This is a genomic window from Clostridium kluyveri DSM 555, assembly GCF_000016505.1.
In the GTDB taxonomy this organism is placed as follows: Bacteria; Bacillota; Clostridia; order Clostridiales; family Clostridiaceae; genus Clostridium_B; species Clostridium_B kluyveri.
Window position 1 is genome coordinate 1,687,038 of sequence record NC_009706.1, and the last position, 23,035, is coordinate 1,710,072.

General features: G+C 32.1%; 17 protein-coding genes and 2 other annotated features. Of the genes, 8 read left to right on the forward strand and 9 right to left on the reverse strand.

The genetic code is table 11. From position 1 onward, the window contains the following. The first annotated feature begins 3 nt into the window (after window positions 1–3). The 4 genes from CKL_RS07925 to CKL_RS07940 all read left to right on the forward strand — a co-directional run bounded on the left by CKL_RS07925 (window position 4) and on the right by CKL_RS07940 (window position 6,081). Window positions 4–1,173, forward strand: coding sequence for a sigma-E factor regulatory protein RseB domain-containing protein (locus CKL_RS07925; protein ID WP_012102008.1), 1,170 nt, complete (start codon window positions 4–6; stop codon window positions 1,171–1,173). A 112-nt stretch (window positions 1,174–1,285) separates the two neighbouring features. Then, entirely contained in the window at window positions 1,286–3,916 is a 2,631-nt protein-coding gene (gene adhE / locus CKL_RS07930) for a bifunctional acetaldehyde-CoA/alcohol dehydrogenase (protein ID WP_012102009.1), read from the forward strand. Between the two features lie 163 nt (window positions 3,917–4,079). Continuing rightward, the gene (locus CKL_RS07935; protein WP_012102010.1) at window positions 4,080–4,460 is read left to right on the forward strand and encodes a BlaI/MecI/CopY family transcriptional regulator; all 381 of its coding nucleotides are present in this window, start codon (window positions 4,080–4,082) and stop codon (window positions 4,458–4,460) included. Window positions 4,461–4,473: 13 nt separating this feature from the next. Next, the gene (locus CKL_RS07940) at window positions 4,474–6,081 is read left to right on the forward strand and encodes a M56 family metallopeptidase (RefSeq protein WP_012102011.1); all 1,608 of its coding nucleotides are present in this window, start codon (window positions 4,474–4,476) and stop codon (window positions 6,079–6,081) included. 54 nt (window positions 6,082–6,135) lie between these two features. Here the strand turns inward: CKL_RS07940 and ilvN are convergent, their stop codons facing one another. From ilvN to gltB, 4 genes are all read right to left on the reverse strand, one after another. Further along, on the reverse strand, window positions 6,136–6,624 hold the full coding sequence (gene ilvN, locus CKL_RS07945; RefSeq protein WP_041700946.1) for an acetolactate synthase small subunit: 489 nt from the start codon (window positions 6,622–6,624) through the stop codon (window positions 6,136–6,138). Window positions 6,625–6,639: 15 nt separating this feature from the next. Then, window positions 6,640–8,250: a biosynthetic-type acetolactate synthase large subunit gene (gene ilvB / locus CKL_RS07950; RefSeq protein WP_012102013.1), complete on the reverse strand. Its 1,611-nt coding sequence runs from the start codon at window positions 8,248–8,250 to the stop codon at window positions 6,640–6,642. Between the two features lie 110 nt (window positions 8,251–8,360). Further along, window positions 8,361–8,555: a binding site (T-box leader), on the reverse strand. Between the two features lie 86 nt (window positions 8,556–8,641). Beyond that, window positions 8,642–8,838 (reverse strand) — a binding site (T-box leader). 240 nt (window positions 8,839–9,078) lie between these two features. Then, a complete protein-coding gene (locus CKL_RS07955; protein ID WP_012102014.1) occupies window positions 9,079–10,512 on the reverse strand; it encodes a glutamate synthase subunit beta in 1,434 nt (477 codons plus the stop codon). Window positions 10,513–10,522: 10 nt separating this feature from the next. Continuing rightward, window positions 10,523–15,052, reverse strand: coding sequence for a glutamate synthase large subunit (gene gltB / locus CKL_RS07960; RefSeq protein WP_012102015.1), 4,530 nt, complete (start codon window positions 15,050–15,052; stop codon window positions 10,523–10,525). 489 nt (window positions 15,053–15,541) lie between these two features. On the opposite strand from gltB, the gene CKL_RS07965 reads away from it, so the two are divergent. Both CKL_RS07965 and CKL_RS07970 read left to right on the forward strand, forming a co-directional pair. Further along, window positions 15,542–16,039 (forward strand): hypothetical protein, encoded by a 498-nt coding sequence (locus tag CKL_RS07965; protein ID WP_012102016.1) that lies wholly within the window; start codon window positions 15,542–15,544, stop codon window positions 16,037–16,039. 96 nt (window positions 16,040–16,135) lie between these two features. After that, on the forward strand, window positions 16,136–16,714 hold the full coding sequence (locus CKL_RS07970; RefSeq protein WP_012102017.1) for an LOG family protein: 579 nt from the start codon (window positions 16,136–16,138) through the stop codon (window positions 16,712–16,714). Between the two features lie 61 nt (window positions 16,715–16,775). Here the strand turns inward: CKL_RS07970 and panD are convergent, their stop codons facing one another. Then, window positions 16,776–17,159, reverse strand: coding sequence for an aspartate 1-decarboxylase (gene panD / locus CKL_RS07975; protein WP_012102018.1), 384 nt, complete (start codon window positions 17,157–17,159; stop codon window positions 16,776–16,778). Between the two features lie 270 nt (window positions 17,160–17,429). Between panD and CKL_RS07980 the strand changes: the two genes are divergently transcribed. Further along, window positions 17,430–18,221 (forward strand): GDSL-type esterase/lipase family protein, encoded by a 792-nt coding sequence (locus CKL_RS07980; RefSeq protein WP_012102019.1) that lies wholly within the window; start codon window positions 17,430–17,432, stop codon window positions 18,219–18,221. A gap of 26 nt (window positions 18,222–18,247) precedes the next feature. Here CKL_RS07980 and ndk read toward each other — a convergent pair whose 3' ends face one another. The 4 genes from ndk to CKL_RS08000 form a co-directional block, all read right to left on the reverse strand. Then, on the reverse strand, window positions 18,248–18,655 hold the full coding sequence (gene ndk / locus CKL_RS07985) for a nucleoside-diphosphate kinase (protein ID WP_012102020.1): 408 nt from the start codon (window positions 18,653–18,655) through the stop codon (window positions 18,248–18,250). A gap of 132 nt (window positions 18,656–18,787) precedes the next feature. Next, window positions 18,788–19,033, reverse strand: coding sequence for a hypothetical protein (locus CKL_RS07990; protein WP_012102021.1), 246 nt, complete (start codon window positions 19,031–19,033; stop codon window positions 18,788–18,790). A gap of 150 nt (window positions 19,034–19,183) precedes the next feature. After that, entirely contained in the window at window positions 19,184–19,576 is a 393-nt protein-coding gene (locus tag CKL_RS07995; RefSeq protein ID WP_012102022.1) for a hypothetical protein, read from the reverse strand. 150 nt (window positions 19,577–19,726) lie between these two features. Further along, window positions 19,727–20,215, reverse strand: coding sequence for a hypothetical protein (locus CKL_RS08000; protein WP_012102023.1), 489 nt, complete (start codon window positions 20,213–20,215; stop codon window positions 19,727–19,729). A gap of 642 nt (window positions 20,216–20,857) precedes the next feature. Here CKL_RS08000 and CKL_RS08005 point away from each other — a divergent pair. After that, the gene (locus tag CKL_RS08005) at window positions 20,858–23,026 is read left to right on the forward strand and encodes a YhgE/Pip domain-containing protein (protein WP_012102024.1); all 2,169 of its coding nucleotides are present in this window, start codon (window positions 20,858–20,860) and stop codon (window positions 23,024–23,026) included. Window positions 23,027–23,035: the final 9 nt, after the last annotated feature.

Sequence of the window (23,035 nt, forward strand, 5' to 3'; positions counted from 1 at the left end):
ACTGTGAATAATGGGCAAAAGAAATGGCAGATTCAGCCCGGACAAAAGAAAGTAGAGGTATTAGCTGCTTTTCCAGATTCCTATAGTTTTACATTTGAATTGGGAAAAGAGATAGATGACGTAAAAAATGCACTTGAAACTAAAATTGTAGGTGAAGACAAAGTTTCAGGAAGAACTGCTATTGTAATGGAAGTGACTCCAAAGGGGGGGGATTCTTATAAGATATGGATTGATAAAGACACTAAAATGCCCCTACAAAAACAATCTGCCATGCAGTACTCCATTCAATATAAGGTATGTTATACAAGTATAGATTTTATTGAAAGTATTCCTAAAGAGCTTCTAGCCTACACTATACCAGAAGGGTTTAAAGAAATAGATACAAATACGGAGCAAATTGTAAATAGCCTGGCAGATGTTAAAGAAATCTTGGGATTTACACCTACAATACCTGAAAATGTGCCATCATCATTTATTCAAAACAATATATCGATAGTAAATGATGCTAAAGTTGTTAAAATAAACTATACCTCTAAAGATAACAAAAAGAAGGTTGTGATTTTACAAAAAAAATCTGACAGTGAATTTAAACCAGCCTCTATGGCAGCTTTAGGAAAAGTAAACAACAATGTAGCAGAAATTCAATCGCCTATAAAAAATGAGATAGGAATCCTTCAGGGACAAGTGCCTTATGCGAATATAACAGGTATAAGTTCGGTTAGGTGGAAGCAGGATGGTTTTGAATACGCTGTGATTGGTAACACTTATTTAGAAGAGTTAGAATTATTTATAAAGGGTTCAACTAGTGGTATAGTTGATATATCATCAAAAGAACAGTCATTAGATAAACCACAGGTTGAAGTTCCTGTTGATTTAAAAGTAGAAGAGCAGGAACAGAAAAATGTGGATGCAGGACATTCACCCTGGAAATTAGACCCTGTTTTTGTATCCCAGGTTTTTGCAAGCTTAAAAATTTTACCTGAAGGTATTCAAGGTGAATATCCTATTAAATATGAAGAATTAAAGATAATTAAAAATACTGGTAAAGAGGCAATTATAGAGGTAAGCGGAGATAAAACTACCATAAAAAGAGTATATCTAAAAAGACTCATAAGAGAAGATAATACAGGAATATGGACCGTAGTTGGATATGATCCATTAAAAAATCAATAATAGCATTTTACTTTAAAAAAAGTTGTAGTCCTCTACAACTTTTTTGCATGGGAGAATAAATATACCATACATATGCTAACACTATTAAAAAATTAAAAAAGAGGTGTTGCTTATGAAAGTTACAAATGTTGAGGAATTAATGAAAAAATTACAAAAGGTAAGACAGGCACAGGAGAAATTTTCCACTTATACCCAGGAACAGGTAGATGAGATTTTCAAACAGGCAGCTATGGCAGCCAATAGTGCCAGAATAAAACTTGCTAAAATGGCTGTGGAAGAAACTGGCATGGGAATTGTGGAAGATAAGGTCATCAAAAATCATTTTGTTTCAGAATATGTGTACAACAAATATAAGGATGAACAGACCTGCGGGGTCTTAGAAAGAGATGAAGGCTTTGGTATGGTTAGAATTGCAGAACCTGTAGGTGTTATTGCAGCAGTTGTGCCCACTACAAATCCCACCTCTACAGCAATATTCAAAGCTCTAATAGCTCTTAAAACCCGAAATGGCATAGTTTTTTCACCTCATCCTAGAGCTAAAAGATCAACTGTTGCGGCAGCAAAAATAGTCCTTGATGCTGCAGTTGAGGCAGGGGCACCGGTGGAAATTATAGGATGGATAGATGAACCCTCAATTGAACTTTCTCAGTTAGTAATGAAGGAGGCGGATTTAATTCTTGCTACAGGCGGACCAGGAATGGTTAGGGCAGCTTATTCATCGGGAAAACCTGCCATAGGAGTTGGTCCTGGAAACACCCCTGTTATAATTGATGACAGTGCAAATATTAAAATGGCAGTAAACTCTATACTTCTTTCAAAAAGCTTTGATCATGGTGTGATATGTGCCTCGGAGCAGTCAGTAATGGTACTGGATAGAATATATGAGGAAGTAAAAACAGAATTTTCAGAAAGAGGGGGATATATACTGAAAAATGATGAAATAGATAAGGTCAGAGAGACTATTTTAGTTAATGGAAGCATAAGTCCTGATATTGTTGGACAGAGTGCTCGTAAAATAGCAGAGATGGCAGGAGTGAAAGTGCCTGAGAGAACAAAGATACTCATAGGTGAAGTAGAGTCTGTAGAACTTGAAGAACCATTCTCTCGTGAAAAATTATCTCCGGTTCTTGCCATGTACAGAGTTAAAAATTTCAATGATGGTCTGAAAAAAGCAGCAAGACTGGTTGAATTGGGAGGCATAGGGCATACTTCTGTGCTTTATGTAAATACTATGACCCAAAAAGAAAAAGTGGAAAAGTTCAGTGAAGCTATGAAGACAGGCAGAACCCTTATAAATATGCCATCAGCACAGGGAGCTATAGGAGATCTATATAATTTTAAACTGGCTCCTTCATTGACCCTTGGCTGCGGTTCCTGGGGAGGAAACTCCATATCAGAAAATGTGGGACCAAAACATTTGTTGAATATAAAGAGTATTGCGGAGAGGAGAGAAAACATGCTTTGGTTTAGGGTTCCTGAAAAAATTTATTTTAAATACGGTGCACTTGGAACTGCCCTAAAAGAACTAAAGACTATGCATAAGAAGAAGGTCTTCATAGTAACAGATAAGGTTCTTTATCAATTAGGATATACAGATAGTATTACAAAAATTCTTGGAGAAATGGGAGTAGGCTATAAAATATTTACAGATGTGGAACCTGATCCAACCCTTGCTACAGCTAAAAAAGGTTCAGCAGAAATGCTTCAATATAATCCAGATACTATTATATCAGTTGGAGGCGGCTCCGCAATGGACGCTGCAAAAATCATGTGGGTTATGTACGAACATCCTGAAATAAAATTTGAAGACCTGGCCATGAGATTTATGGATATAAGAAAGAGAGTTTATACATTCCCTAAGATGGGCGAAAAATCCATGATGATTTCGGTGGCCACATCTGCAGGAACGGGATCAGAAGTTACTCCGTTTACAGTAATTACTGATGAAAAAACAGGAGCCAAATACCCTCTGGCGGATTATGAATTAACACCAGATATAGCTATAATTGATGCAGAGCTTATGATGAATATGCCAAAGGGACTAACTGCAGCATCGGGTATAGATGCAATGACCCATGCCCTGGAGTCTTATGTATCTGTAATGGCTTCAGAATATACCAATGGGTTGGCACTTGAAGCAATAAGATTGATATTTAAGTATTTACCGCTAGCTTATGCGGAAGGAACCACTAATGTAAAAGCCAGAGAAAAAATGGCACATGCTTCAACTATGGCGGGTATGGCATTTGCCAATGCATTTTTAGGAGTATGCCACTCCATGGCCCACAAATTAGGAGCTGCACACCATATACCTCATGGAATTGCCAATGCACTTATGATAGATGAAGTTATAAAATTTAATGCAGTAAATGATCCAAGAAAACAGGCAATATTTCCTCAGTATAAATACCCTAACGCCAAGTGGAGATATGCCAGAATAGCTGATTATCTGGAGTTAGGTGGAAATAGTGAAGATGAAAAAGTAGGGCTTTTGATAAAGGCAATAGATGAATTAAAAGAAAAAATAAATATTCCAAAAACCATTAGAGAGGCAGGAGTTGCGGAGAAAAAATTTTATGCCACCCTAGATGATATGTCGGAACAGGCCTTTGATGATCAGTGCACAGGGGCAAATCCAAGATATCCACTCATAAGTGAAATAAAACAGATGTATATAAATGCCTTTGATAAAGTAAGTCCCGTTGTAGATGAGGAAGAAAAACTAAAGGTATCTTTGTTATAGGGATAATAATTAAAAATAATTTTACCCCATTCAATCTGAACACAAAAATTTCATAAAATTTTTGTGTTCAGATATAAATTCAAAAATAAAATCATTGACAAATTCCTATTACAAATGTAATATATTATTATATATTACATTTGTAATAGAAGGAGGCTAAATAATGAATACACCTAAAATCTCTGATGCCGAATGGCAGGTTATGAAAGTAATCTGGTCCTATAAACACTGTACAGCAAAAGAAATAGTAGATGAACTATCAAAAACTACAAGCTGGCAGCCCAATACCATAAGAACTCTAATAAATAGACTTCTGAAAAAGAAAATGATAGACTACAGAATTGATGAAAAAGACAATAAAACATATCACTATTTTGCCCTTGTTTCTGAAAGTGAATGTATAAAAGTAGAAAGTGAATCTTTCCTGAAGCGTGTATTCAATGGTTCATTAAATATTATGCTGGAAAGTTTCATAAGTGAGAGTAAATTATCAGAAGAAGAAATTGACAAATTGAAACAAATTCTAGATAAAAAGAAAGGTTAAATGGTGAACAATAATGCTGCTTTTATCTGTATTTGAATTTATAATACACTCCACAGTTATGGGGAGTATATTTGCCCTTTTTATACTTATTTTTAAATTTTTATTTAAAAAAAATCTGCAAATTAAATTAATAAATTGTCTCTGGATTTTTTTTATAATCAGACTTTTAATACCCTATGCCCCCCAAACTCATTTTAGCATATATAATTTGAACCCTTTATTTCAAACTAATATTATACAGGAAAATAATATAAATAAGTATCCCCAACATATATCCTCTACAAATAACTTAACTGATAATCTAATAGAAATTTCCAATAATTATAATTCATTAAAAAATAAAAATGTCAATATAGCCAAATCAAATACTTCTAAAAATGGACTGCCTTGCCTTGAAATATTCGCTATTATATGGATATCAGTATGTATTATTTTAATTATGAGTACTTTTACAACAACTACAGCATTTTATGTTAAATTACGAAAAGAAAAATCAGTTAGCAAAAGTGAACTTATTGAAATTCTCAATAACTGCAGACAAAAAATGCACGTAAATAAATGTGTGCAAATTATAAGCACTGATATTGTAAAAAGTCCTGCAATTTTTGGACTTATCCATCCTAAAATACTGCTGCCTTTAAATATCAATGATGTAGTTAACACTGAACAATTATCCTGTATTATTTTTCACGAACTAGCCCATTTAAAAAGGAAAGATATAATTACAGATTTTGTAGTTTCCATATTAAAAATAATGCATTGGTTTAATCCAATAATATCATATGCTTTTTTTAAAATGAACCAGGATAAAGAACTGGCTTGTGATGAAATAGCATTAAATTACTGTGACTGCAATAAATATGGACATACAATTATAAAACTTTTAGAAGTGTATAAAGACTCTAATCCCACTTATGGATTGGATTGTATCATAAATAATAAACAGCAAATTGAAAGGAGAATAACCATGATTACATTATTTAAAAAAAATTCCCGCGGATTGACTTTAGTATCTATTGCTGCCTTACTTTTAATTGGCGGTATAACATTAACCAACCCTAAAAATATAAAATCAGTTTACAAAAATAGTGCTGAAAAATCATCATTCAATACCATAGAGGAATTAGGTATAGCCACCAGAACCTTTAGAGGAAAAATACTTGTGATAAAAAATCCCTCTAAAGTTGAAGTAGGTTATACTAAAGAACTTTTAAGAAACAATAAAACCACAGATGAACTTGCAAAAGAAAATAAAGCTCTCTGTGCCATAAATGCCAGTTATATTTCAGCTAAAGCTGATATTAACAGTAAACGCTCACTTCCTGAAACTGAATTTGGCATAATAGTTCATAATGGGAATGTAATATACAAAAATTCTGGAAATACAAAATATAATATAGCAGGATTTACTGATAAAAATGTATTGATTTCCGGCGAATATTCCATAGGCGCTTCCTTATATCAGTTACAGCAAATTTTACTTGAAAATGGAGCCTATACTGCGGCAGTGCTGGATGGAGGAATTTCTTCCACAATGTATTATAAGGGCAATATTATAAATAAACCAGCGTCTGGAGTGCAGAGTCCTATATCCTCCATATTTATGATTAGTGAGTTATAAACTAAAAAGAGAAGCATTTTTACTTCTCTTTTTGATTCAATTTATGAATTTAAATTATGCTTTACATCCTCCTCTTTGGAGAGCTGTAAGTCCTGTACGTACAATTTCTTTGATCCCATAAGGTTTCATGATTTCAATAAAAGCGGATATTTTATCTTCATCTCCAGTTATTTCAATCATCATACTCTTTTCATCCATATCAACTATATTTCCCCTAAAAGTATTTACAGTCTCCATAATTATCAATTTATTACTTGGCTCTGCAGACACCTTTACCAGTGAAAGTTCCCTATACACTGAAGGATCATCTGTTAAATCTATTATTTTTATAACTTCAATTAACTTATTCAGCTGTTTACTAATCTGTTCCACCTCATAGTCATCCCCAATAGATACAATAGTTATCCTTGATATTTCAGGATCCTCTGTGATTCCTACTGTAAGACTGTGGATATTATATCCCCTTCTACTGAACAGGCCAGCTACTTTACTTAAAACACCTGAATGATTTTCTACTAATACTGATAATACATGTTTTTTTATGGTACTCACCTCTTCCTAAAAAGTTCTTTCATGTGGATCAACAATACACTCTATTAAAAATGCTCTGTCTGAATTTAAAGCTTCCTTAAAAACTTCCTCAAATTCATTATCATTTGCCACTCTTTTTGCTAGTAATCCATAGGCTTCCGATAGTTTAATAAAGTCTGGATTGGTTCTAAAGTTAACCCCAAACTCATCAAGGGATCTATTATTTTGAATTTCTCTAACCATACCAAGTCCTGAATTATTAAAAACCACTATAATTAGATTTACATTTTTTTCAGTAACGGTACCCAGTTCAAATACACTCATCTGGAATCCGCCGTCACCTGCAAAAGCTATAACTCTCTTATCTGGACAAGCAAGCTTGGCTCCAATAGCTGCTGGAAGGGAATATCCCATGGTACCAAGTCCACCAGATGTCAAAAGCTTTCTATCTCCTGTTATTTTAAAATTACGTGCACACCAAAGTTGATTTTGGCCTACATCTGCTGTTAAAATAGCATCTTCTTCTACCATATCAGATACAACTTTTAAAACATATTTAGGGTTTACCTTATCTGTAGGTTTTCTGACTACCTTCAAATTCTCTTTCCATTCTTTAATCTCATCCAGCCAATTCTTAGTTTCTATAGGTGTTATTTCCTTTGTTAAATCTGCTATAATATTTGCACAATCTCCAACTATTGGAATATAGGTATCCAAATTTTTACCTATTTCCGCAGGATCAATATCTATATGAATTATATCTGCCTTCTTGGCAAAAGTTTTTACCCCAAAGGTAGTTCTATCTGAAGCTCTAGCTCCAATAAGTATTAAAACATCTGAGTTTTCAGCAGCCTTATTTGCATAGGCAAAACCATGAGTTCCAATTAAGCCTACATAATATTCACTATTTTCATCCATACTACCTTTTCCCATAAGAGTATGTATAACAGGTATATGGCATTTTTCCACAAATTGTTTTAGTTCTTTTTCAGCTTTTCCCAGTATAACTCCTCCACCTACACATATAATTGGTCTTTCACTGGTTTTAAGTCTATCCACCACTTTCTTTATTTGTTTAAAATGTCCCTTAGTAGTAGGTTTGTATCCCCTTATATTAACACTTTCAGGATATTGAAAATCCATATCTTCTTCCATTATATCCGTAGGTATATCTATAAGTACAGGTCCTTTTCTACCAGTATTTGCTATATAAAAGGCTTCTTTTATAGTTTTAGGTATGGATTTTGCATCTTTTACAAGAAAATTATATTTTGTAAAAGATTCTGTAGCACCTGTAATATCTACTTCCTGAAACACATCTTTTCCTATTAATACGGACTTAACCTGACCTGTAATGATAACAAGAGGAATAGAATCCATATATGCCGCAGCAATGGCTGTAATAACATTTGTTGCACCAGGGCCTGAGGTAACGACACAGACTCCCACTTCTCCTGTAGCCCTAGCATACCCGCTAGCGCAATGTCCTGCACCCTGTTCCTGTCTTACAAGTACATGTTCAATATCTGATCTCCTAAAAGCTTCATATATAGGAACTACTGTAGCACCAGGATACCCAAATACCATTCTCACATTTTCTTGTTTTAAACATTGGATAACTGCTTCAGCAACTTTCATGGTCATCTCTCCTTGTAAATTTAATTTAATATTTTTAGTAAATTCTATGTAGTGAACATTATGGCAGATTGTAGTCAATATGCTTTTTAAGTACAAAAAAACAGACCTCTTCATGGGGCGAGAAGTCTGTCCGCGGTACCACCCAAATTTTACTCAATTAAATAACGACATATGCCGGCACGACTTACTAAATTTCGGTCTACAGCTTAAGGGTGAGTTTCAGTATAAAGTATCTATGGCTTTTCACCAATTGCCACTCTCTTTAAAATACTTATAAACCTACTTGCCCCTATCATAGCTTTTATACACCCAATTATAATATTTTTAAACATCAATAATATTGCAGTAAATATTCTTTATTATTAAAACAAACATAAAAAAACAGGCTTCCTTATGAGGCGAGAAGTCTGTTCGCGGTACCACCCAAATTTATTACTTAATTTAATAACGATTCAATCGGCACAGCCTACTACTATTTCAGCCTGCAACTCAAGGGCGAGTTCAACACAACATGCCTATGGGATTCCACCAGTTCCCACTCTCTTTGAGACACTCTCCATATCTACTGTTCCCTATCATAGTTTTTACTATTTAAATATGAACTAAGTATAATATAAATCAATTTACATGTCAATAGATTTTTTTAATTTTTATATAATTCTATACATTAAAATATCGTTAAGGAGAAAACAGCAAACTCACTCCATATAGTATTTAACCTACATAAAGTAAGTTTGCTTGAAATAGCCGCATAATCGTCATCAAACACTATGCTTTAAAATTAATTATACATTGTAAATTGTGCATCATGAATTGTGAATTAATTCACTATCCCCTTAAAGATGTTTCTCCCATTAAATATTCGTCCACACTTTTTGCTACTTTTCTTCCATCATTTAATGCCCATACTACAAGAGATTGTCCCCGTCTCATATCACCAGCTACAAATATGCCCTTTTTTTCAGTCATATAATTTTCATCAGCTATTACATTTCCTCTAGCATCAAATTTTACTCCGATTTCTTCCAACATCCCTTCATGTTGAGGATGAAGGAATCCCATAGCTAAAAGAACCATATCTACAGGCTGTTGAAACTCCGTGCCAGGAACTTCCTCCATTATCATCCTGCCATTGTCATTTTTCCATTGAACCTTTACGCCTTCAAGAGCTTTTAATACTCCCTTTTCCCCTATGAATTTTTTAGTGCTTACACACCACTCTCTAATACATCCTTCTTCGTGAGAAGTTGTTACTTTAAGAGTCTTAGGGAATATTGGCCAAGGCATTTTGTCATCTCTCTCCACTGGAGGTTTTGGCATAACTTCATATTGGTAAACAGCTTTGGCCCCTTGTCTTATGGAAGTACCTATACAATCCGATCCTGTATCTCCTCCGCCAATAACTACTACTATTTTCCCTTCTGCAGTTACACTTTTCCCCTTAATAGATTTTTTTGACACTCTTTTATTCTGCTGCTTTAGAAAATCCACTGCAAAATATACCCCTTCAAGTTCTCTTCCTTCAATATTAAGATTCCTTGGAATAGTAGAACCTCCTGTTAAAACTACCGCATCAAAATTTTTCAAAAGTTCACAGGTAGGATAATTTACTCCCACATTGGTATTGGTTTTAAAAACTATTCCCTCTTCTTTCATTATATTTATTCTTCTAGCTACCACATGTTTTTCCAGTTTAAAATCAGGAATACCATACCTTAGTAATCCCCCTGGCTCATCCTCTCTTTCAAATACAGTAACACTATGACCTACAGAGTTAAGTTCTGCAGCTGCAGCAAGCCCAGAAGGCCCTGAACCTATTACAGCTATACTTTTCCCCGTTCTTACCTTTGGAAGAACAGGTTGTACCCAGCCTTTCTCAAAAGCTTTTTCTATTATATTAAGCTCTATTTCCCTCACTGATATAGGTTCTCTGTTTACTCCAAGAGTACAAGAGCCTTCACAAAGCGCAGGACATATCCTTCCCGTAAATTCCGGAAAAGTATTGGTAAGAGAAAGTCTCTCAAATGCTTTTTTCCATTCACCTTTATATATGAAATCATTCCAATCTGGAATTAAATTTTGAATAGGGCACGCCCAGTTGCAAAAAGGAGTGCCACAATCCATACATCTTGCTGCCTGTAAATTCAATTTATCCTCTGGAAATTTATAATATACTTCCTTATAATCTTTAATTCTTTCTTCTACTGCCCTCTTCTTTGGATTTTCTCTTTCATATTCTTTAAAACCAGTTAATTTTCCCATAATATACCTCCTACATATTAGAAGCAGCAGCTGCTTCTGATTTTTGTTGTTCAAGTATAAGTTTATATGCAGTAGGTATTACCTTCTTAAATTTGGTTTTATAAGTATTCCATTGATTAAGAATCTTTTCAGCCTTTGCACTATCTGTATATTTATAATGTTCCTTCAACAGACTATCTATCATTTCCATATCGTCGCTATCTAAATTCTCCTGAATTTCTACCATTTCCATGTTGCATTTATCATTGAAAGAATTATCTTCATCTAGTACATAGGCTATGCCGCCACTCATACCAGCTGCAAAATTTCTGCCCATTTTACCTATAATAACTACTACTCCTCCAGTCATATATTCACAGCCGTGATCTCCAACACCTTCCACTACTGCCAAAGCCCCACTATTTCTTACAGCAAATCTTTCTCCTACACTTCCATTTAAGAACAGCTTTCCAGATGTAGCTCCATATAGAATAGTATTTCCCGCTATAATATTATTTTCTTCTACAAAAGTTGCTTCTTCTGGAGTTTTAATAATCACTTTACCTCCTGATAGTCCTTTGCCCACATAATCGTTAGCATCACCTTCCAATGTCAAAGTAAGTCCACGTACTCCAAAAGCGCCAAAGCTTTGTCCTGCAGAGCCCTTAAAATTTATTGTAATGGTATCTTCAGGTAGTCCAACACTTCCATACTTTTTAGCAATTGTACCACTTAACATTATGCCTACTGAACGATTTACATTTTTTATCTCCATGTTAATATCAACTTTAGATTTATCTGCTATTGCTTTCTTTGACATTTGGATAAGTTTATAGTCTAGTGCTTCACTAAGCCCATGATCCTGAGGTATTACACAATAAGATTTAATTCTCTTTGGCATATATGGTTTATACAAAATTGAAGATAAATCCAATCCCTTGGCTTTCCAATGATCAATAGCATCCTTTGTTTCTACCATATCTACCCTTCCAACCATTTCATTTACTGTTCTAAAACCAAGTTTAGCCATATATTCTCTTACTTCCTGTGCAATAAAAGTAAGGAAATTTATTATATATTCAGGTTTACCTTTAAAATTCTTTCTAAGTTCCGGATCCTGCGTAGCTATACCCATGTCACAGGTATTTTTATGACATTTTCTAAGCATAGTACATCCCATTACTACAAGAGCTGTAGTTGCAAATCCAAACTCTTCTGCTCCAAGCAGGGCTGCAATAATTACATCTCTCCCTGTCTTTAACTGTCCATCAGTTTGAATCCTCACCCTGCTTCTTAAATCATTTAATAAAAGTACTTGCTGGGTTTCTGATAACCCAAGTTCCCAAGGTATTCCCGCATGTTTAATAGATGAAATTGGTGATGCTCCTGTACCGCCATCATGTCCACTTATTAATATCAAATCTGCATGAGCCTTTGCCACTCCTGCGGCAATTGTTCCTACCCCTACCTCTGAAACCAATTTAACACTGACATTTGCTTGGGGGTTTACATTTTTTAAATCATATATAAGCTGTGCCAAATCCTCTATAGAATAAATATCATGATGAGGAGGTGGTGAAATAAGATCTATTCCCGGCGTTGAGTGTCTTGTCTTTGCAATATATTTATCTACTTTTCTCCCTGGAAGCTGTCCACCTTCACCTGGTTTTGCCCCTTGAGCCATTTTAATTTGAAGTTCATCTGCATTAACTAAGTATTCAGTAGTTACTCCAAAACGTGCTGAAGCCACTTGTTTTATAGCACTTCTTTTGGAATCACCATTAGGTTCAAGTATATACCTTTCAGGATCTTCTCCCCCTTCTCCTGTATTACTTCTTCCCCCTATTCTATTCATAGCTATAGCTATGGTTTCATGAGCTTCCTTACTTATAGAACCAAAAGACATAGCTCCAGTACAAAATCTTTTAAGTATTTCACTCGTTGGTTCAACTTCTTCTATTGGAAGTTCTTTTCCTTTTTTAAGTTTAAATAGTCCTCTTATTGTACATAAATGCTCATCTTGATTATTTATTATATCTGCATATTCCTTATAAAGTCCATAGTTATTGGTTCTAGATGCAACTTGAAGCTTATATATGGTATCAGGGTTAAAGAGGTGAAATTCTCCTCCTTTTCTCCAGGAATAATTACCCCCTACATCCAGCTGCGAAACAGGTTTTCTTATTTTATTAAATGCATTGTTATGTCTTGTAAGTACTTCCTGAGCTATTACGTCAATGCCAACTCCCCCTATTCTAGAAGGCATTCCTTCAAAATATTTATCTATAAACTCTGAATCCAATCCTATAGCCTCAAATATCTGTGCCCCATGATAACTTTGGAGAGGAGATATACCCATTTTTGATAAAACTTTAAGTATACCTTTATTTACAGCTTTAATGTAATTTTTCTTTGCCTCCTCCGGTGTAATATCTTTCATATCACCATCTTTTATCATTTGATCTATAGTCTGATATACAAGATAAGGGTTAACTGCTGAAGCACCACAGCCTACAAGTAGTGCAAAATGCATGGTTTCTCTTGCTTCTCCTGTTTCTACTATAATTGAAACCTTTGTACGGCTCTTTTCCCTGATAAGGTGATGTTGTACAGCTGACACTGCCAGAAGGCTTGGTATAGCCGCTTCATAGGAATCTACATTCTTATCGCTGAGCACTAGTATATTGTAGCCTTCCTTTATTCTCTTTGACGCCCTCTCACAAATCTTTTTAAGAGCTTCTTTAAATCCCTCTATCCCCATATCATATTTAAAAGTAATAGGTACTGTTGTAGTCTTGAAATTTTTATCTCTTAAACTCTTTATTTTTGATATTTCCTCATCTGTTAATGTAGGACTGTATATTTCTATAAAAGGATCAATTGAAATTTCAGTATTTAATACATTTGCCTGAGTAGAACCTATATAATTAAAAAGTGACATTACAAGTCTCTCCCTCATGGGGTCTATAGGAGGATTAGTCACCTGGGCAAAAAGTTGCTTAAAATAAGAAAATAATAACTGACTTTTATTTGAAAGCACTGCAAAAGGTGCATCATTTCCCATAGAACCCACTGGTTCTTTACCATCCTTTGACATAGGCTCTATTATCCTCTTTAAATCTTCAATAGTATATCCAAAAGCTTGTTGTTTTTCCTTTAATACATCTGGAGTTATTTGCTCTTTTTCCTTAACAGAACTGAACATGTCAAGGGTAAACCTTAGCTTTTTCAATATTTCCCCATAAGGCTTCATTTTACATATTTTTTCTTTCAATTCCTTATCCTTAATGATTTTTCCTTTTTCAGTATCTACTACAAACATTTCTCCTGGTTTTAATTTTCCTTTTTCAGCTATATCACTTTCTTTAAATTCAAGTACTCCAACTTCCGATGCCATTACTACCAGTCCACTTTTTGTCACTATATATCTTGCAGGCCTCAAGCCATTTCTATCTAGGGTAGCACCTACTTGTATGCCATCCGAAAAAGAGACCGCAGCGGGTCCGTCCCACGCCTCTATTAATGAACCATGATATTCATAAAAATCTTTTTTGTACTGTTCCATATGATGGTTTCCAAGCCATGCTTCCGGTATAAGCAGCATAAGTGCATGTGGAAGAGACCTTCCATCTTGATATAACAATTCCAGTGCATTATCAAGAGAAGCAGAATCACTACTCTGGGAATCCACTATTGGGAAAAGCTTCTGTATATCCTTCCCAAAAGTATCAGATTTAAGTACACCTTCACGCGCCTTCATCCAGTTCCTATTTCCTCTTATAGTATTTATCTCTCCATTATGGCCAAGATATCTAAAAGGTTGTGCCAAATCCCAGGTAGGGAAAGTATTGGTACTATACCTTTGATGTACCAGTGCAATAGCACTCTTAAAATTTATATCATTTAAATCAATATAGAACCTTTTTATTTGTTCTGCCAGCAATAATCCTTTATAAACTATAGTTCTACTTGAAAGGCTGCATATATAAAAGGATTTTACTGTATCGCCAAGAAGTTTTCCTACTTCATTTTCCACTCTTTTTCTAATTACATATAATTTTCTTTCAAATGCATTTTGATCTTTTAAATTTTTCCCTATAAATATCTGTCTTATAATAGGCTCTGTGCCTTTTGCTGTTTCTCCTATACTTCTGTTGTCAGTTGGAACGTCTCTCCATCCTAATACCTTTTGTCCTTCTTCTTCTGTCACTCTTTCAAGTATTCCTTCACACTGCAGTCTTAAAGCGGTTTCTTTAGGAAAAAACACCATTCCAACAGCATACTCTCCAGACTTTGGCAATTCCATCCCCAAATTGTCACAGCTTATTCTAAAAAACTCATCTGGAATTTGAACAAGTATGCCTGCCCCATCTCCAGTTTTAGTATCAGAACCTACTGCCCCTCTGTGAGTTAAATTAACTAAAATTTGAATACCTTTTTTTACAATATCATGGGTTTTTTCACCTTTTATACTGGCTATAAAACCCACTCCACAAGAATCCTTCTCATATCTAGGATCATAAAGCCCTTGTTTTGAAGGAAATCCCAAACCATAATTCATATCGTCAGCCCCTATCTAAAAAACTTTTGAATAAAAATGCATTTCTCTAAGCCCCAGAAATGCACCTCAAACCTATTCTTCTTTATTATCAATAAATACAATAATATCTTTAAATTTTAATTACCTCATATTAAAGCTATCATAAATTTATTAATATTTTAATAATGATTTTATCACATTTTTTTATAGTATGCAAGTTTTATAAATTATAATTTCACTTTTTTATACAAATTATTTAGTGTCTCAAATCATTTATTTGCACAGAAGTTTTTATTCTTCTACTATTATATATATATTTATGTTATAATAATAAATAGTGGTTAATTTGTCTTCAAAAATAAATACAAAAATTCTAAATGAAAAGTAGTATACTCTTGTTATTTATGCAAAAATCTATAAATTTAAAACTTTAGCTTTAATATATAATCTGTATTGATATACCGCCATTAAAAGGTGGTTTTTTATATATAAATAAAAAGGAGATATGATATGTATAAAAAAAATTATAAAATGAAGAAAACAATATCAATGAAAATGTTCATTGCTGAATTTGGAAAAAACTTTTCAGAGCATATGAAAAAAAGATTAATGGAACTAGATGTAAGATGTGTGTTGACTAGAAAGGAATATGAGAATGTACTTGATTTTAAACACGTTGAACACACTATGTTTGATTGCACCCTAGATTCTACCTTAGAACCTTGTCAAAAAGAATATGCTTATGGTCAGCTTATTGTAGTTGAAGATATATTGTATTTTTCAGAAAAATGCATAGAAAACGATAAGGTTATGCAATCCTCTATTGTAAATGAAATCTATAATTCTTTAGACAGCAAGGATATAATAGTTTTCAATGACACCAACGCAAAAAAGATTGATGACACAAATATTGATTACGTTATTGATACCATGCTCACAGTCTATCCTGAAGTATCTCAGAAATATAAAGATATTATAAAACATATGAGCTTATATGATAACAAATAATAATTTAATAAAAACTGCTGTAAGTTTATTAAGGACTTATTCATATAATATAAATAATATTGAAGTTTAAAAATGCATTTCAGGAGGTTTATATAAATGAAAACAATATGTGTTTATTCCGGTTCTAATCCCGGTTTGCACCCGGAATATCAAAGAAATGCCAGACTCCTTGGCAAAATATTAGTTGAAAATAAAATAGAATTAATATATGGTGGTTCAAGCGCAGGACTTATGGGAGAAATATCAAGAGAAGTTTTAAAAAATAACGGAAAAGTTACAGGAGTTATACCAAGAGGACTTTTCTCAGGTGAATCAGTTCATAAAAGCGTAACCAGACTTATTGAAGTTAAAGATATGCACGAAAGGAAAAAAGTTATGTCTGACTTATCTGACGGATTTATAGCCCTTCCTGGAGGCCTTGGCACTTATGAAGAGTTATTTGAAGTTCTCAGCTGGGCTCAACTTGGCATTCATAAGAAACCTATCGGATTGTTAAATGTATTAAACTATTTTAATCCTCTTATAACTATGCTTAACACTACTTGTACTGAAGGCTTCATGAATCAATCCAGCTTAAAAATTATTTCAATATCGGACAACCCTCTCTCATTAATAGAAAAAATGAAAAACTATACTCCTCCTATAATGAAAACTAAATGGCGTGAGTTCTCTTAAAATTAAATGAATGCAAAAAATTAAGCCTACTTAATAAATAGGCTTAATTTTATCTAAATTATCATTTTACTTGTCCATGTTTTTCATAATCAGTTATTTGAAAAATCGAATTATTTTCATCTAAAAATATCACTATGGGTTTATGAATTTTAGCCTCTTCTTCATCCATTTGACAATAAGTCATTAAAATAACCTTGTCTCCTGGCTGTACATGTCTTGCAGCAGCTCCATTTAAACAGATTACCTTACTTCCCTTTTCTCCTGCTATAACATAAGTTTCAAGTCTGTTTCCATTATCTATATCTACAACTTGAATCTTTTCATACTCAATTATGTGGGCACTTTCCATAAGTTCTCTATCAATTGTTATGCTCCCTACATAATTAAGATTTGCTTCTGTAACAGTAGCTCTATGAATTTTAGACTTCAGCATATTTAACTGCATTGTTTTCCTCCCATAAAATAAAGTGTAGTTCAAACTTGATACTACCCAGCTTATTTTAACATATACAAGGCATGTATTCAAAAATACATTTAAAAACAACAATTTTTTTATTAATATCTGATTTTCCTTGTAATTTTTATATATTTTTTAAACAATTTTTTCAATAACATGTTATTCTAGTTATATAACTAAATTTATAGAAGTATATTTAGTTTAATTTTATAAAAAATAAATATATAAATTTAAAAATTGAAGTAGGAGAGATAATATATGAAAATTAAAAAAATTTCAACATTGACTATATTCACTCTGATATTATTAATTATTTTACTAAACTGTAAAGAACATATTGATAAAATATATACACCTTTCAGCTCCACATCTTCAAATTCAAATTCCAGTTATTTAAATAATGCTGCCACTTCTTCAAATTCAAAAGATATGGCGCAAATGGCCAACATAAATTTAAGTACTGATATTTATCAACAATATTACATAAACAGAGTAACCACTTTTATGAATACATATAGCGGCCATGGAAAAATAATATTCTTAGGAGATAGCTTGACAGACATTGCTGAATGGAATGAACTATTGAATAATTCCAATGTATTAAATCGAGGTATAAGTTATGATACAACTTCTGGTGCATTAAACAGAATAAGTGAAATAACAAGATTAAAACCCAGCAAAATTTTTATTATGCTTGGAATAAATGATATAGGCAAGGGGTTAACATCAAGAAATATAATAAATAACTACTCTAAAATACTAGAAAGCATAAAAGAGAATTCCCCTGATACTACCATATATATTCAAAGTGTATTACCTATAAATAAGGATTTATTTAAAACTACCACAAATAGCAGAGAAATAATAGAGCTAAATAATTCTTTAAAAGAACTTTGTAAAAATTTTGATATTAAATACATAGACTTATATTCTCTTTTTACTTTACCCAATGAAAATAAGCTTTACAAAGAATATACAGTAGATGGATTACATATAAACGGAAAAGGATATATAGTATGGAGGGATGCAGTTAAAGATTACTGTAAATAAGGCGGTGTAAATAATTCTTCTTAAAGTTAACTTCTATCAGAAAACCATATTGCTATCTCACGTGCTGCACTTTCTACGCTATCGGAGGAATGAACTGCATTTTCAGATTTTGATAGGGCAAACCTTCCTCTTATAGTCCCTGCATCTGCATCTTGTGGATCTGTAGCTCCATTTATCTTTCGAACTATTTCCACTGCATTGTCTGACTCTATAATTAAAGCACAGATTTCACCGCGTGTAATAAAATTAATCAATTCTTGAAAAAAGGGTTTACCTTTATGTTCATTATAATGCTTTTTGGCTATATCTATAGTTGGCTTTACTATCTTTAAAGCAGTTATATGCAAACCTTTTTTCTCATAAACAGATATTATCTCACCCATTAATTTTCTTTCCATGGCATCTGGTTTTATAAGCACCAATGTCCTTTCCATAATATCACTTCTTTCTATTTTTTATAAAATATTCATTAAAATCCATCACATTAAATACCTTATCATCTTACAATAAGTTATATAATATGATGGATTCTATCTATAACTTTCAATGGTAAAATTAATCAGTTACTATTTACCTTTATTTTGTCTTGATTGTTGATTTAGCTTTTTAGTTTCTTCCAAATTATTTACACTATTGGTAAAACCTGTGGAATTACTTTTTTCCCTTGACTGCTGATTTAATTGCCTGGCTTCTTGAATATTTGAACCATTATTTGCTAAAGAATTCATAGGCTTTGATGCATTTCCTTTTTTATTTCTAGATTGTTGATTTAATTGTCTGGCTTCCTGTAAATTCTTATCATTAATATTCATACTTTTATTCTCCTCCCATATTACAAATCTATAGTCTGACACTTTAAAATTACGTTTATATGTTGCCACTATTCTTTTTTATTTATACTGTAATATAATTCACATATTAATTTTTAATACAAGAGAAGAATACTTTTAAAATTTAATATATCAATTGTCTAACATCAGCAAGTATTCAAAAGCTTCATCTACATAACGATTATATGCATCACTATTGTTAAGAATATACACTCCTGATTTCTTAGTATGACTGCCTTCACAATATCTAATTTTATATTTATTTTTATGAACAGATATATTTATACTTTTACCATTATTAGAACTTAATTCAAATTTTTCTCCAGTAATATCCCATTTTATAACACTGCCATAAACTTTAACAGTATTTTCATTCTCATTAACTTCTACAGTAGAATTTTTTACAGAATACCTGTCTAATACATTTTTCATCTCAGCTGCAAAGTTATTAATTGCACTTAGTGCCTTTTCACTGTCAATTGTTTTACTGCATAATTCATAAATATACTTTTCTTTCCAATCCATCAGCAAACATCCCCCATATTTTTGTTTTAATTAAATTATATAATCTTTTTTTCAATATTGGAATAAAATAATATAATTTATTTTTCTTATTTATATTATATGTTTAATATGTACTGACTTAAGATCAAAAAATAAAACTTTTTTACATAATTACTGTTCTTTATTTGTCTCTCCTATATCCTTGTTTTCATCCTGCTTATCCGCCTCTTTGTCTTCATCCTGTTTTTCTACTTCTGTGTCTTTCTCACCTTCTACATCTTCTATCTCATTTACATCTATAACTTCTTGTTCTTTAATGTTCTCCTGTGAATTATCATCACAATTATATGATTCACCAAAAATTTTTGAAAGTTTTTTATTAATTATACCTATACCTATTAGAATACATACAATTCCTCCATATAGGCCAATAAACTGAAATATTCCCGGCAATAATTGAGATGGCACTAATTGCCCAAGCACAACATTTGCAGAATATCCTTGAGCCACATATTGATTTACAGTCTTTCTAAATAATATAATATCATTTACTAATAATGCAATTCCAACTAGCAGCGTCACCAAAGCAGCAATATAAAAAGCAGTCCAGCTGGAAAACTTACTTGATTTTTTAGATACTCTCTTACTTTCAAATTTCATAATAATTTTTCTCCATTTCCGCCAAAAAGGCTTTTATAATAATTTTATAATAATGAATATTATTACATGCTACTAAATAGTTATTACACCTATGTGTCAATATTGTTAATAATTTATAACCAGTAACACAATCACATCAATAACTCTTAGTATTATATATTATATCACATAATCCATAAATTATATGAGTTTCCTATGAGAGGAATTTTTAACACCACCCTGTCCTCAACTATCCTCTTCTCTTAATAGCTGTTCTCTAAAGAGCATATTCTTTTTTATCTAAACTTGTAATAATTGAAACCATCATTACACAAAATAACATTAATATATAATATATCTAAAAAATTAATAAATTTTTGCATATAATTCTTCAAAAGCTATCTTTTAGATGAAATAATATATATAATTTACTTAAATATTAATATTATAGCATATATTAAATAGCCCTAATAACTTTAAACTGCCCATGACTATTTCCATAAGATATTTATGCCAAATGATTTTTAGATTTAAATTTATTGACACTAGTACAAAAAAGATGTTTAATTATATTACTGACTAGTCAGTAATATAATTAATCTGAAGACTGGAATTAACTAATATTCCCATCCTATTACCTAGAGTTTACAGGAGTGTTGAAATATGATAAAAAACATTATAAAAATATTCAAAAGAGATATGAAGAGCATAATAAAAAATCCAATGGCACTTCTTATTATTACGGGTGTGTGTATTATACCTTCATTATATGCATGGATTAATATAAAAGCCGTTTGGGACCCTTATGCAGAAGTAAGAACCCGTAATATTCCTGTAGCTATAGTTAATAATGATAATGGTACAAGTTTTAGAGGTGAAAATATAAACGCCGGAAATGATATCGTCAATAATTTAAAAAACAACCATAAGATAGGATGGAAATTTGTCAATTCTAAAAAGGCTAATATAGGCATTTTAAACGGAACTTATTATGCAATGATAGAAATTCCCAAAGATTTTTCTTCCCGCCTTGTAAGTATAACCTCTGATAATCCTAAAAAACCAGAAATTGTTTATAAGGTAGATACAAAGAGCAGTCCTCTTATATCCAAAATAACCAGTTCTGCTAAAGATACCTTATTGGATTCAGTAAAATCTAATTTTGTATACTCTGTTAATAAAACCATTTTCTCCTTTTTAAATACTATTGGAGAAGATGCAGATAAAAACAAAGAAGATATTATAAATTTAAAAGATAACATTATAAAATTAAATGACAATATGGATCTTATAACCTATGTTCTTGGAAATATAAAAAATAATTCAAGTAACTTAACCCCCATATTAAATGAAATAAAAACTACTTTTCCTCTGATGAATTCAGGAATAAATATTTTATCAGAAAACAATGATAATAATAAGGACTTTATAAACTCCATCCAGCCTTCACTAAATAATGCCTTTGATAATATTGCCATAAATCTTGAAAATGCCAAAAGTGATATTTATAGAACTGAAGCTTTAATAGAAAACTTGAATTCTTTAATTTCAGAATCAAATTCTTCAAGTATAAACTCCACTGTAGATAAAATTGGTTATGAAATTGACATATTGATCAATGAAATTGACCCAATTATTGACTTTTTAGAAAAAATCAATGATTTTAAAAGCACTGACAAAGTATCGAATCTATTAAAGTCTTTAAATACTATACAAAAGTCCTTAAAAAATGAAAAAAATAATATAAAAAGCTTACAAAAAGAACTTACTAATACTAATCAAATTAATGAAGATATGCTAAATTCTATGTCACATAACATAACAAATCTGAAAGTCCAGCTAATAGATGCTCAAAATGAATATAATAAAAACACAAGAAATGCATTAAATTCAATAGCTAAAGAAATTACTGACTATACAGATAATACTTCTTCAATACTAAAATCTGTTCAGGATTTTAACAAACAGGGCGATAATGCCATGGATACTTTAATTCATGGAAGTGAATTAGTTGCTGCTGAATCCGGCAAATTGAACAATAGATTGCTTCAATTTAAAGACAATATAAATAAATTAAGCAATGAATTAAAACTGGTTACAAACAACGATATAATACAAATAATTACTATACTACAGAACAATCCTGAGTTAATGGGAGATTTTATATCAAGCCCTTTTAACGTAAAGGAAGAAAATATATATACCGTTTCTAACTTTGGTTCATCCATGGCCCCTATGTATACGGCTCTTGCCATGTGGGTAGGTTCCATTATGCTTGTAACACTATTAAGAGTAGATGTAACCCCTTTTAAGGGGAGTGGTAATCTTACTTTGAAAGAAAAATATTTAGGCAAATTGCTGACTTTTATAGCTTTAGGTGCAATACAAGGTATTATAGTTACACTGGGAGACAAATTTTTATTACAGGTCCAAATGGTAAATGTTTTTCTCATGATAATGGTTGCACTTGTTTCAGCCATTACATTTACAGTAATAGTATATACATTGGTATCTATACTAGGTAACTTCGGGAGAGCTATTTCTATTATTTTTCTCATAGTACAGATAGCAGGAAGCGGTGCCACTTATCCTATACAGCTTCAATTATTGATCTTTAGAATACTACAGCCTCTATTTCCATTTACTTATTCTGTTAGTGGTTTTAGAGAGGCTGTTGCAGGTCCCCTTATATCAACTGTAGTTTTAGATTTTGTAGTATTAATTTTAATTTCAATATTTTTTATATTAATTGGCTTATTCCTTAAAGAGCCACTACATAATAAAATTCATAAATTTCAAGTAAAATTCAAAGATTCAGGTATAGGAGAATAGGTCAGCTTT

What these genes read in the sequence shown, in the direction of transcription:
- adhE (WP_012102009.1), top strand. Translation starts at nt 1,286, where the DNA reads ATGAAAGTTACAAATGTTGAGGAATTAATGAAAAAATTACAAAAGGTA.
- CKL_RS07935 (WP_012102010.1), top strand. Translation starts at nt 4,080, where the DNA reads ATGAATACACCTAAAATCTCTGATGCCGAATGGCAGGTTATGAAAGTA.
- CKL_RS07940 (WP_012102011.1), top strand. Translation starts at nt 4,474, where the DNA reads ATGCTGCTTTTATCTGTATTTGAATTTATAATACACTCCACAGTTATG.
- ilvB (WP_012102013.1), bottom strand. Translation starts at nt 8,250, where the DNA reads ATGAAAGTTGCTGAAGCAGTTATCCAATGTTTAAAACAAGAAAATGTG.
- CKL_RS07955 (WP_012102014.1), bottom strand. Translation starts at nt 10,512, where the DNA reads ATGGGAAAATTAACTGGTTTTAAAGAATATGAAAGAGAAAATCCAAAG.
- gltB (WP_012102015.1), bottom strand. Translation starts at nt 15,052, where the DNA reads ATGAATTATGGTTTGGGATTTCCTTCAAAACAAGGGCTTTATGATCCT.
- CKL_RS07965 (WP_012102016.1), top strand. Translation starts at nt 15,542, where the DNA reads ATGTATAAAAAAAATTATAAAATGAAGAAAACAATATCAATGAAAATG.
- CKL_RS07970 (WP_012102017.1), top strand. Translation starts at nt 16,136, where the DNA reads ATGAAAACAATATGTGTTTATTCCGGTTCTAATCCCGGTTTGCACCCG.
- panD (WP_012102018.1), bottom strand. Translation starts at nt 17,159, where the DNA reads ATGCAGTTAAATATGCTGAAGTCTAAAATTCATAGAGCTACTGTTACA.
- CKL_RS07980 (WP_012102019.1), top strand. Translation starts at nt 17,430, where the DNA reads ATGAAAATTAAAAAAATTTCAACATTGACTATATTCACTCTGATATTA.
- ndk (WP_012102020.1), bottom strand. Translation starts at nt 18,655, where the DNA reads ATGGAAAGGACATTGGTGCTTATAAAACCAGATGCCATGGAAAGAAAA.
- CKL_RS07990 (WP_012102021.1), bottom strand. Translation starts at nt 19,033, where the DNA reads ATGAATATTAATGATAAGAATTTACAGGAAGCCAGACAATTAAATCAA.
- CKL_RS07995 (WP_012102022.1), bottom strand. Translation starts at nt 19,576, where the DNA reads ATGGATTGGAAAGAAAAGTATATTTATGAATTATGCAGTAAAACAATT.
- CKL_RS08000 (WP_012102023.1), bottom strand. Translation starts at nt 20,215, where the DNA reads ATGAAATTTGAAAGTAAGAGAGTATCTAAAAAATCAAGTAAGTTTTCC.
- CKL_RS08005 (WP_012102024.1), top strand. Translation starts at nt 20,858, where the DNA reads ATGATAAAAAACATTATAAAAATATTCAAAAGAGATATGAAGAGCATA.